Raw genomic sequence first — 14,429 nt, forward strand, 5'->3', positions numbered from 1 at the left:
CAGCTCGTGACCTATGCAGACCGCAAGGGGGAGCCATCCCCCGAGTCTATTCCAGTCGTTTCAGGTTGGCTTAGATGATCGAGACCATTGATCGGTCTGGGCTGGAGGCGGCTGAACTTGATATGATTGAGGTGTTTCGTGGCATAGGCTAGATGCGCCAGAGAACCAAGTACCGATGAAGAGTACTCTGGCGTGACGGTGCGGCTTGACGATTAGTCCTATTTTCTTACACTGCCTTGTTTGAGCTATTTGGTCAGCTTCGAGAAATTATCGCCCGGTGGTGGTCAGAATTCACGCTGCAAACGCGGCTGATGGCCGCCGCTACGCTTGTGGTCTCTTTGCTGATGAGTGGTCTCACGTTTTGGGCCGTCAACAGCATTCAGCAAGATGCCCGTCTCAATGACACGCGCTTTGGGCGAGACTTGGGGCTGCTCTTGGCAGCGAATGCGGCTCCCTTGGTGAGTGACAGCAACCGCACGGAGCTGGCGCGCTTTTCCCATCGTTTCTACAGCAGCACCACCAGCATCCGCTACATGCTCTATGCCGATGAGGATGGTGATATCTTCTTTGGCATTCCTTTCTCAGAGTCGGAGGTGAAGAACTCGCTGACGATCCAGCGACGCATGCAGCTCCCTGAGAACTACGCGGAGAACCGCAACGCGCCCATGGTGCGGCAGCATCTTACCCCCGATGGCGAAGTGACCGACGTGTTTGTGCCTTTAGAACACGAAGGGACGTATTTAGGCGTTTTAGCGATCGGCATTAATCCCAACCCTACGGTGGTCACCTCATCCCACCTGACGCGGGATGTCACCATTGCCGTCTTTGTGTCGATCTGGGTGATGGTGATTTTGGGTGCGGTGTTCAACGCTCTCACGATTACCAAGCCGATTAAGGAACTGTTGGTGGGGGTCAAAAATATTTCCGCTGGTAATTTCCATCAGCGTATTGATTTACCCCTAGGCGGTGAGTTAGGGGAACTCATCCTCAATTTCAATGAGATGGCTGAACGCCTCGGCAGCTATGAAGAGCAGAATATTGAGGAGCTGACGGCGGAGAAAGCCAAGCTGGAGACCCTCATGTCTACCATTGCGGATGGGGCGGTGCTGCTGGATGACCATATGCGGATTATGTTGGTGAATCCAACGGCGCGGCGCATTTTTTGCTGGGATGGTCAGGATGTGTTGTCCAAGCCTGCTCTGCAGCATCTGCCGCTGTCTGTGAAGGCACAGCTAACCAAGCCGCTCTACCAGATTGCCTCTGGTGATTTCTCAGAAACCTCGGGCGATCGCGAAGCCACAGAATACCGCATCCATATTCCCGAAGCGGGCGATCGCACCGTACGCATCTTGCTGACCACCGTGCTCGATCAATCGCGGGAGCATTTGAAGGGCATTGCTATCACCGTGCAAGATATCACCCGTGAGGTGGAGCTGAATGAGGCTAAGAGCCAGTTCATCAGCAATGTCTCCCATGAACTGCGCACCCCCTTGTTTAACATCAAGTCGTTTATTGAAACGCTGCATGAGTATGGCGAAGACCTAAGCGACGTGGAGCGCCGGGAATTTCTAGATACGGCCAACCGCGAAACCGATCGCCTCACGCGATTGGTCAACGATGTGCTGGATCTGTCTCGCCTAGAGTCAAACAAGCGCTATCGGTTTGAAGCTGTTGAAATTGCCCAGCCTATTGAGCAGACCCTGCGCACCTATCAGTTGAATGCTAGAGACAAGGGAATTGAGCTACTGCAGGATATTGACCCTAATATTCCATCGGTCGTTGGTAACTATGATTTACTGCTGCAGGTCTTTGCGAATTTGGTAGGTAACGCCCTTAAGTTCACCGAAAGTGGTGGCAAGGTTGCTATTCGTGCCTATCCCCTGCCGGTGAATGAAGACTATGAGAGCAATGCCTACGTGCGGGTCGAGGTATCTGATACGGGCATTGGCATTGATCCAGAAGATCAGCAGGCGATCTTCGATCGCTTCTTTCGGGTAGAAAACCGGGTGCATACCCTAGAGGGCACGGGCTTAGGGCTATCGATTGTCCGTAATATTATGGAAAAACACCATACCCTGATGCATCTCGTCAGCGAAGTAGGCGTGGGGACGACATTTTGGTTCGATCTCGTGGTTTCCCCAACCGACGTGTCGTCGTTGGAGGTCGCCTCTAGCCCATCGGTGCAAACCGCTTCTTCCTAGGGTTGCCGGTGTGGGTTCAGGGAGATGAACTGCCGCGTACCTGACCACTGGGCATCACCATGCGATCGAGGGTCGCTCCGGTGAAGATGGCAGGGATCTCGATGCGAGCGCCGTTGAGGCTGGCGTCGGTTAGGTCTGCGAAGGTGAAGTCGGCACCGCTGAGGTTAGCACCATTGAGAATAGCGCGCTCTAGGTTGGCGCTACGCAGATTGGCATTCGACAAATCGGCTCCAATCAGGAATGCGCCCGCCAGGTAGGCATGGGATAAATCGAGACCGCTGAGGTCTGCTCCAGATAGATCACAGGACGAGCAGCGTCCAGTTCTGCGGAGTTGATCAAGGTGGTCGGCATTCTGGGCGATCGCTGGAGTGGCGATCGCTAACAGAGCACTTCCCAAGGCGATCGCTCCTGCTAAGGATTTGAGGATAGGCTGACGCATGGTTATGTCTCCTGCAGATGGGTTTGCCCCAATCCTAGCCTAGCCCTGCCCTGGTTGACCTTGAGCATCTCTAGACAAGTCCTAGACGGTGGACGGCGACGCTGAGGGGTTAGGAGGCAGGGCGGGACTTCGACGCTGCTTTAGCTGTCTTGCCGGTGGATTTGGCACTGGCTTTCTTCCGACTGCTGGCTGCTTTGGGCGGAGCCTCGGTTGAAGTAGATGCCTCAGTGTCCGGTGGTGACGATGGTGAAGGCTCAGCGCCAGTGCCCTCGGGGTTCACCTGCGATCGCAACGAGCCAGCAAAGGTGATGGCGTGGTGATCGGTTTTGCCGCCAGCGAGCTGGGCCAGTTCTTCTAGGCGCTGCTGTTCATCTAGGGCCACCACTCGCACCACGGTACGCACCGCATCGTCTCCCTCGGGAGTGGCGTTAGACGGCTTGCCCTTACCCGATGGCTTGGGCGAAGCGGCAGCTCCTGGATTGACCACTTCTTTGTTCACCCGCAGGTGTAAATCGGCCTGGGCAGCAATAATCGGTTGGTGGGTGACGCAGAGCACCTGGCGGTGGCGGCTGAGCTGGTGGAGCTTGTCGGCGATCGCTTGGGCAACCCGTCCCGATACCCCTGCATCAATTTCGTCAAACACCATGGTGCCCACCGCATCCACCTGGGAGAGGCAGACCTTGAGGGCTAGGAGAAACCGGCTCATTTCTCCACCTGAGGCGATCTCTGCTAGGGGCTGTAGCGGTTCTCCTGGGTTAGGGCTGAGCAAGAAGGTAATGCGATCGCTGCCATGCACCGAGGGCGTGATCGGCGCAAGGTCAACGCGAAACTGTACCTTCTCCATCGCCAAAGGCTTCAGTTCCTCCAGTAGCCCTGCCTCCAACTGCTGAGCGGCCGCTTGCCTGAGGCGGGTGAGGTCGCGACAGGTTTGGATGAGGGCGTTCTGCTGCTCCTGATAGGCTTCCTCTAGGGCGTCCAGAGATTGCCCACCATCGCTCAAGGATTCTAGATCCGCCTGCACCTGTTCGCTATAGGCGATCGCGTCGGGCAGGGTTGGGCCATACTTACGGCAAATTTGCTTGAGGTCTGCAATTCGGCATTCTACCTCCTGAAGGCGATCGGGATCGGCTTCCAGCACGTCTCCATAGGCATTCATCTGCCGCCCAGCTTCTTCCACTTGGGCCAGGGCGCTGGTGACCATGTCGAGGATAGGCTGGATCTGGTCGTCGTACTGCACCATGTCAGACAAGATCGACTCTGCCTTGCCGAGCAAGTCGGAACAGGCATCGCCTTCTTCTTGATCGTAGAGAGCTTGATAGACCTGATAGCTTTGCTGCTGGAGCTCAACGCAGTGATTCAGCCGCTGCTGTTCTTGCTGGAGCTGTTCCAATTCTTGGGGATCGTTGAGATTGGCCTCGGCCAGTTCCTTAGCCTGATACTCAAAAAGATCGAGCTGTTGCAAGCGCTGCTGTTCAAACTGGCGACGCTTTTCCAAGGCTTTCAGCGCCGTTTGGGCGGCCTGGTAATGGTCTGCCACCACCCGTTTTTGCTGCAATAGCTCATTGCCCCCAAAGCCATCCAGCCATTCCCGCTGCAGGTTGGCCTGGCTGAGCTGGATCGTTTGCCCTTGGGCGGTGATTTCTAGCAAATGCTCTCGCAGAGACTGCATCTGCTGCTTATTCATCACCACTCCATTCACCCGCGATCGGCTGCGCACGCCGCTGCGTCCGGCGGTTAGCTCTCGGCTACAGACGAGGGAGAGTTCGTCGAGCAGGTCGATCTCTTGCTGATCGAGCCAGCTAATGAGCGCGGGGTTGAGGTCAAAGGTGGCTTCCACCAGCGCCCGTTCTGACCCCGAGCGAATGACGCGACTGGTCATTTTGCCCCCGAGGGCCGCATCGAGGGCATCGAGGATGATCGATTTCCCGGCTCCGGTTTCCCCGGTCAGCACGTTCAGCCCGGCGGCAAAGTCGAGGGCGAGGGAATCGACAAGGGCGAAATTTTCTACTTGAAGAGAGGTCAGCATAGGCTCCGGTTCAGCAGATTAGTAAGGCGTTGACGGCGATCGCCTCCTGGCTTGGGAGGAACTGGGACGAAGGGCGATCGCACCTTGAGGATGAGCTACGGGATCACGCTTGAGCGACTACAGTCTAGTTTAACTCTACACCTTAGTACTTGGGTACTACAAGCAAGTTCTAGGCCAAGTTCTAGGCCAACAAGCAGCATCCGGATCCATGGCGCGGCGATCGCGTTCCCTGCCGAGGATCGTGAGCCTGCCCGCCATGGATCTCTACCCTGCGGGCCATCCCGCTGATCTAAGGTTAGTTGTTACAATGCTTTACGTGGGCATTCATGCACCCAACGTCGCGGTCATTCAGTGGTTTTGGGTTGTGGGACACCTGTGCGCTCAGTCTGAATGCCTCAGCTAACCCCATACACCGCCGCACCAGCACGGCCCAGTCGGTTGACCCAAATTTGGATCTTCACTTATGCAGACCGTTCCCTCTCCTTCCCATCATCCAGAGCCCACACTGCAAACGGTGACGGTTGAAAGTCAGCCCGTTGTGGATCCACCACGCGATCGCCGCCCATCGAGGGGAACGCTGCCCCCAGAATTAGCGGATGTGATTGCGTCCGATTCGCTCGATGAAGCCATTCGCTACAACCCAGAGGCGATCGCCAACTATTATCGGGGTCGGCCTGTGATGGTGTTTCGGCGCATTGTGGCCATTATTTTGCCGTTTTTGTCCTTTGGTTTGGGGGTTTGGTGGGATCGCTGGACAGGGCGGGTTAAAGCTGGGCAGGCAAACCGGGCTAAGCAACTGCGTATCTTGCTCACCCAGTTGGGCCCCGCCTATATCAAGGTCGGGCAAGCGCTGTCTACCCGGCCTGACTTGGTGCCGCCGTCTTACCTAGAAGAATTGACCCAATTGCAGGATCAACTGCCACCCTTTCCCAATGAAATCGCGTTTCGCTTCATTGAGGAAGAATTGGGCGATCGCCCTGAGCAGATCTATGCAGAATTTTCCGATCATCCCGTGGCGGCGGCGTCCTTGGGTCAGGTTTACAAGGCTCGGCTGAAAACCGGGGAGCAGGTGGCCGTCAAGGTGCAGCGTCCTGGCTTGGCCCAGCGTATTACCCTAGATCTATATATCCTGCGCCAACTAGCTGCCTTGACGACCCGTATGGTGAAGGCGGTGCGCAGTGATCTCGTCGGCATCATGGACGAGTTTGGGGCGCGCATCTTTGAAGAGATGGACTACACCCAAGAAGGGCATAATGCCGAGCGCTTCGCCTCCCTCTATGGCCACATCCAGGACATTTACGTCCCGAAAATCTATTGGCCCTACACCCAGCGGCGGGTGCTGACCATGGAATGGATTAACGGCACCAAACTCACCCAGATTGCCGAGCTAAAATCCCAGGGGATTGACGCGGCCTATTTGGTGGAAGTGGGGGTGCAGTGCTCGTTGCGGCAGTTGCTGGAGCATGGCTTTTTCCATGCCGATCCCCATCCGGGTAATCTTTTTGCCACCCCCGAAGGCAAGCTGGCCTACCTCGACTTTGGCATGATGAGCGAGGTGAAGCCCTACCAGCGCTACGGCCTGATTGAGGCGGTGGTGCATTTGGTGAACCGAGACTTTGAAGGGTTGGGGCAAGACTACATTAAGCTAGAATTTCTGTCGGAAGATACGGATCTAACGCCGATTATTCCTGCCTTTGCCAATGTGTTCAACGATGCTCTCAGCGCCAGTGTGGCGGAGATGAACTTTAAGAGCATCACCGATCAGCTTTCTGGGTTGATGTATGAATATCCCTTCCGAGTGCCGGCCTACTACGCGCTGATTATCCGTTCTTTGGTGACCCTAGAGGGGATCGCCATTAATATTGACCCGAATTTCAAGGTGCTCAGCAAGGCCTACCCCTACGTGGCTAGACGGTTGCTCACGGATCAATCCCCTGAGCTGCGAGCCTCGCTCCAGGATCTGCTGTTCAAAGATGGCGATTTTCGCTGGAACCGCCTGGAAAACCTGCTGCGCAATGCCCAGGATAGCCAAGACTATGATCTCAACCAGGTGTTGGATCAAACGGTGACGTTTCTGTTCTCCGATCGCGGCACCTTCATTCGCGATCGCATCTCGGCTGAAATTGTCAACGCTCTAGATGCGGCTGGACGCAATGCTGTTTACCGAGCCACCCATTGGCTGCAGGCGCGCACGGGTCTACCCTTGGGGGCAAATGCTGCGGATGCTGCGCCAGTCCAAAGCAACCTAGAGCCCCTAGGTCGCATCCTCAACCTGCTCAAGGAGACCCCAGGCTTTGATCCTATGACGCTGGCATCGATGGCGAGCAAGCTGGTTGTCAAACCAGAACTGCATCACATGGGTCAGCAGATTGCTACAGAACTCACCCAGCGATCGCTTGCCCGTCTCATTCGCGAACTGATGCAGGAGTCTGAGGAGTCTACGCCGCTGCGATCGCCCCAGCCCTATGCCAAACAGCGATCGCTGCCCGCTGCCCATCGTCGGTAAGCCTCTCTAACGAGTCGGATCTCTAGCTAACGAAGGCTGACTGGGCCGACTCGTACTCTGGCATAAGTACCCCGCCTAGGCGGAAAACCCTATGTGTCCTGGATTCCTTTGCGGTTTTCTGTCTTCGTTCTTCTATCTTCGTTCTTCTGTCTTGCGATACTAGGCCGACTCGTCGGAGGCTGGTGAATCCTTGGGGATCACCTTGGCCTGAGGGCTGCTCCCCTCTAGCTTGTCTTTGTTTTCCTGAAGATTTTTCTCTAGTTCTTGAATCTGGTCGCGCCGGGCCTCCAGCTCCAGGGTGCGACGACCCAGTTCCTGATCCCGCAAGGTTAGCGACTGCCGCCATTGCTCAGCCCGCTCAGCCTCTTCTTGCAAGCTGGTGGGGCTGAGTCCCTTGGTGAGATACTCACTGATCATCTGCAGCACCCAAGGTAGGGCATCTTCTAGATGCTGAATGTCTTGGGTGTCTGATAAATCGACCATGACTAGGCTTTGGGGAGCATAGCCTAGGTCGGCAAGCGTTTTATCCAGGACAATCTCCGTGGGATTGGGCAAAACCACCCAGGTATACTCAGTTTTTTGCACTGCCAACAGGCGCAACATGGCGTGCTCGGTGATCTCGTCTTGTTGAACCTGGGCTAGGTGTCGCATTTTGGTTTTAACAACGACTAATCGGCTACCGAAGGACAGTGTATCTTCCTAGGATTAGGCCGGGCATGTGCTGTGGGCAGCTTCACTACAGATACAGATTGTGATGTTCAGATCTTGATGTTCATCTTACGGCTATTCATCCCGTTTGACAGGATGCATCTCTGTTTCGGCTAAGCAACTCGACAGAGACAGCGGAAGGTTTAGGCTTCCGCTGTGGTCTCCAAGGGCGATCGCTTAAAGACGACGGACGCGATCGCGGAGGATTTCCGCCTGTTTCTCGGCTTCTGCCAGGGAGTCGCGAGCCCCCTGCACCACCGCCGCCGGAGCCTTGTCTACAAAGTTAGCATTGCTGAGTCGTTGGGTCAGAGAGGTGACCTCTGCCACCACTTTGCCGAGGTCTTTCTCAATTTTGGCCTTGAGCGCCTCCACATCCACCACGCCAGCCAGCGGAATCAAAACCTGCACGGTACCCACGACGCCAGCGAAGAGCTGTAGACCATCGGGAGTGGCAGCCGGCTCCACCTCCTCGGTTTGCACGGGCTCTACCGGCTCCACAGACTCCACAGACTCCACAGACTCCACCGGGGTAGCTGCAGCCGTGGGCTCTGGCTTTGCCGTGGGCATGGTGCCTGTTTCTGCCGTTTCCCGCAGTTTGAGACCAATCTGGCTCACCAACCGCGACCAAGCCTTCATCAACTCTTGGCGGCGATCGGCCTGGAGAAGATAGTGGTTCACAAACCAGATGCTATAGCCCAAACCTATGAGCTTCAAGAGCGGTGAGACGAACACCAGACCGTCGAGGGCGTCCATGACGGCTAGGAACAGGCGGGCCATTACAACTAGCAGCAGGAGAAACCCGAGGGCGATCGCTGGCTTTTGCAGTTGATTCAACTCAAATTCGCTGGCCGGCTGGTCGTTAGATGGAGTATCGGACTGACCAGCAGCTTGACCAGCGGGTTGAGTGGCCACGGTTAAGTCATCGGTTTCTACGGTCTCTGAGCTGGCAGATGGGGGAGTGACGTCGGGGGCGATCGCCTCTGGAATCGCTGACTCCTCCACGGTGACCTCAGGTATGTCCTCCGGTGAGACGTCAAGCGTGACCTCAGGCAAGCCGTCCTCTAGCTGATGTTCATCCCCAGGTTCACCAATCACCAAGCGCTCGATCCTTGCCAGGTCTTGAATGTAGGTTTCTCCTTCGGAGAGGATATGGCGTTCGTCGGCATTTTCGCTGAGCAGCAGGGCGGTAATCTTGGTGCCGGGTTTAATGCCGGCCTCCGCCCGCAGGTTGCGCACGGTGCGGATGGTGCCAATCACTAAGTCAAACTGCTGTTCTAGGGTAGGGTTGATCCACTGATTGTCGGCTTCGGGATAAATCTGCACCGCTAGAAATTCGCGATCGCCTGCCTGGGTGAGGGTATGCCAAATCTCCTCGGTGATATGGGGCATGAAGGGATGCAGCAGTTTGAGAATGCCGTCGAGCACATAGGCTAGGGTTTGCTGGGCAACCCGGCGGGAGGGCGCATCCGACTGCAGGCGGGCCTTGGCGAGTTCAATATACCAATCGCAAAAGTCGCCCCAGATGAATTCATAGAGTGCCTTAGCGGCTTCGCCCAAACCGTAGTGGTCAATATCATGGCGGGTTTGGCGCACCACTTGATGGAATCGGGACATAATCCAGCGATCGCTAAGTTCCACCTCAGACACCTGCGGCTGTCCTAGGCTGGACGGGGTTTGCCCCTCTAGGTTCATCATCACAAACCGCGCCGCGTTCCACAGCTTATTGGTGAAGTTGCGTGAGGCTTCTACCGAGGCCGATTCATCGGTTTTGCGATCGTATTCTAGGCGCACGTCCTGCCCAGCTCCGGCCACTTCCCGAATCAGGGTATAGCGCAGGGCATCGGTGCCGTATTTGTCGATCAGCACCAGCGGGTCGATGCCGTTATTGGACGACTTCGACATCTTTTTGTTGTTTTCATCCCGCACGAGACCATGAATATACACGGTTTCAAAGGGCATCGTGCCCATGAAATGCCCGGCCATCATGGTCATACGGGCGACCCAGAAAAAGATGATGTCAAACCCCGTGACTAGGGTAGTCGTGGGGTAGTAGCGTTCCAGATCCCGAGTTTCTTCAGGCCAGCCCATGGTGGAAAAGGGCCACAGTCCCGACGAGAACCAGGTATCCAGCACATCCGGATCCTGCTGCAGTTGCACATGGGGGCCAAACAGCTCCCGAGCCTGCTGCCAGGCTTCTTCTTCGGTGCGCACCACCACAAAGGGGGTTTCATCCGTAATCTGGCCGTTCGTTTCGCTCACCGCATACCAAGCGGGGATTTGATGCCCCCACCAAAGCTGCCGAGAAATACACCAATCTCGCAGGTTTACCAGCCAGTCGCGGTAGACCTTCGTCCAGCGATCGGGCACGAACACCGGCGACTGTTGCTGATCTAAAAATTGCAGAGCAGCGTCAGCCATGGGGCGAATGCTGACAAACCATTGGGTAGACAGCAACGGCTCTACGGGAACCTTGCCGCGATCGCTGTAGGGGACGGCATGGCGATAGTCTTCCACGCGCACCAGGAAGCCTTCGTCATCCAATCGCTCCACCACGGCTTTACGGGCGTCAAAGCGATCCTGTCCCTGGAAGTCGCCGGCATTGGCATTCAGGGTGCCATCGGGGTTCATGATGTTGATCATGGGCAGGTCGTGGCGCTTACCCATTTCAAAATCGTTGGGATCGTGGGCTGGGGTGACTTTGACGCAGCCTGTCCCAAAGGCCGCATCCACGTAGTCATCGGCAATGATGGGAATGTGCCGCCCCATAATCGGTAGGGTGAGCGTTCGTCCTACCAAATGCCGGTAGCGATCGTCGTTGGGATTCACCGCCACGGCCGTATCGCCCAGCATGGTTTCTGGACGGGTGGTGGCAACTTCCACAAAGCCGGAGCCATCGGTGAGCGGATAGCGAAAATGCCAGAGATGGCCGTCGATGTCCTTGTTTTCCACTTCTAGGTCAGACACGGCGGACTGGCTAGCTGGACACCAGTTCACCAAATACTTACCGCGATAAATCAGGCCCTCTTTATAGAGCCGCATGAAGGCTTCGGTCACCGCTTTGGACAACCCTTCATCCATGGTGAAGCGTTCCCGCGACCAATCCACCGACACACCCAGGCGTCGCAGTTGTCCAACAATGGTGCCGCCCGATTCCTCTTTCCATTGCCAAGCGCGCTGAAGGAAGGCTTCCCGACCTAGGGCTGCTCGACTGGTGCCTTCCTCGCGCAGTTGGCGTTCTAGGATGGTTTGCACGGCAATACTGGCATGATCCGTGCCCGGTAGCCAGAGGGTATTGCGCCCGATCATGCGGTGATAGCGCACGAAGGTATCGATCAGGCTGTGCTCGAAGGCATGGCCCATGTGGAGACTGCCGGTGACATTGGGGGGCGGAATCACCACGCAGTAGGGATCCCCCTCGTGATCTGGGTTGGCAACGAAAACCTGGTTCGCTTCCCAGGATGCCTGCCATTTGGATTCTGTGGCAGAAGGATCGTATTGCTTGGGGAGTTCAGACGTTAGGGCTGGAGTCGTTGCAGTCATGGAGGGAAGACGGTTAGGGTGCCAACAATTCGGTACTTTTTGGTGCGAACAGTTACCTAAGATTTTGCCATGCCATTCTACATGTGGTTCAGGTTGGCAGGATGAATATCAGGATTTCTCGCTGGATTTGTATCAATGCAGGGGGCGATCGCTCCTCAACTATCCCCATTGCCCTAGGCTGGGATGACAGATTTTGCTATGAATGGGGAATACTCGTTGAACATCAAGTGTGGATTACCCTACAATTCCTCACAATTGTTAAACCTGATTCAAACTATCCGGGATGTTTCCCCTAGAGTGGTGAGCACCGTTGAGGTCTACCTATCTGGGCAACCCGCGTAGTTGGTCATCGCGATCCTTGGGATCCTTGGGACTGCCTGAGGGACGTCCGCTAATGCAGCTACCGTTCTTTGGACTAGTAGCGGAGCCTATCGATGATCGCCGCCTGTTCGTTTTCATCCAGCGTAATCCAACTTTTTTCAACCCTGCAGCTACATCAACAGGAGAATAAAATGGACTATACATTTGAACTACTGGGTATTTCCCCCATTTTGGCGTTTTTTAACCACCAGCAGGAGCAGCAGACCAAGCAGGACGGAGCTGCCTATGTGGGAGCTTACCACTGTACCCTGGATGCTTTTTTAGATTCCCTAGAGCCGGTGCCGCGCCATCGAGGTTGGCCGATGGATGCTGTGGTGGATACGGTGATTCAGTTTTGGGTGAACAATGCAGAACAGGTGCGTCATTGGCGATCGCGCTTGGATGATGCGGGTACCCAAAGTTTGGTTGTGGCACGGGTGGCCGATGTTACCTCGTTGCGATCGGAATTTGAGTCGCTGCTGCGGGACGACTAGTACCGCAAGACCGAAGAACAAAAATAAAAGAACGAAAACAGAAGAACGAAAAGGAATTCAGGAAAAACTAAGGTTTCCCGCTTGAGCAAATAGATGGGGTACTGCCGCCTCATCGTACTCGGTTGGGGCGGTTGAAGCCATCAGCCGCCGCTGACCGGCGGAATCAGCACCACTTCGTCGCCGTCGGCTAAGACCGTATCGGCATCCGCAAACTGTAGGTTTACCCCAAATCGGGTCACATCTCGCCACTGGGCCAGGCTCGGCTGCTCAGCAATTAAGCGATCGCGCACTTGGGCAACCGTGGTGCCGGGTGCTAGAGATAGCACTAACTCCGGCTGTTGGTAGACTTCTTGGTAGGCGGCAAAAAGTTTCAGCGTAATGGTAATGGACGACATGGTTGGTGTACTGGGGTCGTAGCTAGGTTGCGTCGGAGTCATCAATCACAAACTCAACGGTTTGCCCCTTGGAACTGCCAAACTTGAGCTGGGTTTGAGAGGTCAGTGGGACTTCATTGCGGTGAATTTTGTGCCAGCCTTTGTCTGTGAGCATCAGGGTGCCAAAGCGGGAAAAATCTCGCAGGAAGTAGGTGGGTCGAGCGTCATTCAGATTGCGGCAGAAAATTTCGGCATGTTTGCGGGAAACGCCCGGCTCTTCCAAAATCAGATCATTGCCATGGTCTTCGCTGCTGCCCACCCGGATAATGCCCCCCTGCACGCGCCACTTACGCTCGGGTTGGTTTAGCACTTTGAGGTAGGCGGCGGGCGGTTGGTTATCAATCCAGGTGGTGGACTGCTGGGGAATCTCAGTCACAGATTCGGCAATCCGCTTAATCAACTCGCCGTCAAACTCGGGGTGCATGTAGAGCACCGGCAGCGTCCAGGCGGGCTGGTTGAATTTGTAGAGGGTGAGGAGATGCTGACGGGCGATCGCCACCGCTTCATCCACGGGCGATCGCTCGGCCAGTGCCTGGGCGAACACTTGGATAAAACTTAAGGATTCGCGATCGGCGATCGAGTCGCGCATGCCCACCACTGCCGGCACGCCATGGTGAATCAACACCTCGGCTAGGCTACTGCGAGGGATGGCATGCTGCTGCCCCTGCTGATCCGGCTGTGCCCCCCAGCAGGCATTAAACACCGCCAGCTTCACACGGCAGCGGGTTAGCACTTGGGCGAGCTCCGTGCCATTCAGGGTGGCATCATCCCGCAGGAACAAGAGCCCGCCATCAGGAGCTGGCATCCCGTGCCCTGCATAGAAAAATACATTAAAGCTATCGGCTTCTAGCTGTTCAATCAGCTCGGCGGGTGTGGGTTGCAGCAGCGTCGTCACCTCACAGGGAACGGGAGCCGTTTGCCCGCGTCCGCTATAGGTTTTGGTGGAGCGGGTGAGTAAGCTGGCCAGGGCCTCCGCCTCTTGTTCGAGCTTCAAACGGTGCTGAGCGTCACCGCCCTGCTGCTGTCGGATGCCAGTTGCCGGATCAGACTCATCATCATGGCCCAGCACCAACAGCACCTTCAGCACCTGCTCAATTCTCAGGGGCGGTAGCGGATCAACGTCGCTTGTGGTGCGGCTAAAGAAAATTTGTTGGCTGAGGGAAATGGCTTGCTTCCCTGGCTGGGGCTGCATGATCTCCCAGGGTAGGGCGATGAGTTCAGGATCGCGGATTTCTAAACGCAGGCGTAGGGAGTTGCCTTGCCCAATAGCAATGCCCTGACTTTGATCGAGGCTGCTCTGAATGGGGCCATCAAACAGCCACTGCCATAGCTGCACGCCCAAATGCTGCATCAGGCGGCTGGTATACCCTGCCTGCCCCGATGATGGAATGGCGTCATTGCCAGCTAGGCTCGGTACTGGCTCGGGCACGTAGGTGGACGGGATGCGCGGTACCATGGGCAAGCCCCGCAGCGAGAATAGGCTTTGCCAGGTTTCCCAGGTTTGGCTCAGGGTCAACGGCCATAGGCAGTCGTGATGAACGTAGCCACTTGGGTAGGGTGCTTGCAACACCCACAGCGCATAATGACCAGACTCCGCAGCAGTCAGGCGAGTAATCGCTAAAGATAGGCAGGGGGTGTCAGACAAGGGCATTGACGAACAAGCAGCTTCTATCGTTAAGGGTCAATCTGAGCTTAATGCACAGGGTTGACATTGAATCGTT

General features: G+C 56.0%; 10 protein-coding genes. 4 read left to right on the forward strand and 6 right to left on the reverse strand.

The features are described from left to right. Window positions 1-311 precede the first annotated feature (311 nt). On the forward strand, window positions 312-2,201 hold the full coding sequence (locus JUJ53_RS18985) for a two-component system sensor histidine kinase NblS (protein ID WP_204153670.1): 1,890 nt from the start codon (window positions 312-314) through the stop codon (window positions 2,199-2,201). A 16-nt stretch (window positions 2,202-2,217) separates the two neighbouring features. On the opposite strand, the gene JUJ53_RS18990 is transcribed toward JUJ53_RS18985, so the two are convergent. Together JUJ53_RS18990 and recN are read right to left on the reverse strand one after the other, a co-directional pair. After that, window positions 2,218-2,640 (reverse strand): pentapeptide repeat-containing protein, encoded by a 423-nt coding sequence (locus JUJ53_RS18990; protein ID WP_204153614.1) that lies wholly within the window; start codon window positions 2,638-2,640, stop codon window positions 2,218-2,220. Window positions 2,641-2,749: 109 nt separating this feature from the next. Further along, a complete protein-coding gene (gene recN / locus JUJ53_RS18995) occupies window positions 2,750-4,666 on the reverse strand; it encodes a DNA repair protein RecN (RefSeq protein ID WP_204153615.1) in 1,917 nt (638 codons plus the stop codon). Window positions 4,667-5,129: 463 nt separating this feature from the next. On the opposite strand from recN, the gene JUJ53_RS19000 reads away from it, so the two are divergent. After that, complete coding sequence (locus tag JUJ53_RS19000; RefSeq protein ID WP_204153616.1) at window positions 5,130-7,172, forward strand: AarF/ABC1/UbiB kinase family protein; 2,043 nt, start codon at window positions 5,130-5,132, stop codon at window positions 7,170-7,172. 159 nt (window positions 7,173-7,331) lie between these two features. On the opposite strand, the gene JUJ53_RS19005 is transcribed toward JUJ53_RS19000, so the two are convergent. Together JUJ53_RS19005 and JUJ53_RS19010 are read right to left on the reverse strand one after the other, a co-directional pair. Next, on the reverse strand, window positions 7,332-7,823 hold the full coding sequence (locus tag JUJ53_RS19005; protein ID WP_204153617.1) for a hypothetical protein: 492 nt from the start codon (window positions 7,821-7,823) through the stop codon (window positions 7,332-7,334). Window positions 7,824-8,057: 234 nt separating this feature from the next. Beyond that, window positions 8,058-11,420 carry a valine--tRNA ligase gene (locus JUJ53_RS19010; RefSeq protein WP_204153618.1) on the reverse strand — a complete coding sequence of 1,121 codons (3,363 nt, stop codon included), beginning with the start codon at window positions 11,418-11,420 and terminating at the stop codon, window positions 8,058-8,060. 101 nt (window positions 11,421-11,521) lie between these two features. Between JUJ53_RS19010 and JUJ53_RS19015 the strand changes: the two genes are divergently transcribed. Both JUJ53_RS19015 and JUJ53_RS19020 read left to right on the forward strand, forming a co-directional pair. Next, entirely contained in the window at window positions 11,522-11,716 is a 195-nt protein-coding gene (locus tag JUJ53_RS19015) for a hypothetical protein (protein ID WP_204153619.1), read from the forward strand. Between the two features lie 216 nt (window positions 11,717-11,932). Continuing rightward, window positions 11,933-12,274, forward strand: coding sequence for a hypothetical protein (locus JUJ53_RS19020; protein ID WP_204153620.1), 342 nt, complete (start codon window positions 11,933-11,935; stop codon window positions 12,272-12,274). Window positions 12,275-12,414: 140 nt separating this feature from the next. Here the strand turns inward: JUJ53_RS19020 and JUJ53_RS19025 are convergent, their stop codons facing one another. Together JUJ53_RS19025 and JUJ53_RS19030 are read right to left on the reverse strand one after the other, a co-directional pair. After that, complete coding sequence (locus tag JUJ53_RS19025; RefSeq protein ID WP_239125209.1) at window positions 12,415-12,711, reverse strand: MoaD/ThiS family protein; 297 nt, start codon at window positions 12,709-12,711, stop codon at window positions 12,415-12,417. Beyond that, on the reverse strand, window positions 12,692-14,359 hold the full coding sequence (locus JUJ53_RS19030) for a CHAT domain-containing protein (protein ID WP_204153621.1): 1,668 nt from the start codon (window positions 14,357-14,359) through the stop codon (window positions 12,692-12,694). Before JUJ53_RS19030 ends, JUJ53_RS19025 begins: the two co-directional genes overlap by 20 nt. Window positions 14,360-14,429: the final 70 nt, after the last annotated feature.

Source organism: Leptolyngbya sp. CCY15150 (assembly GCF_016888135.1).
In the GTDB taxonomy this organism is placed as follows: domain Bacteria; phylum Cyanobacteriota; class Cyanobacteriia; order RECH01; family RECH01; genus RECH01.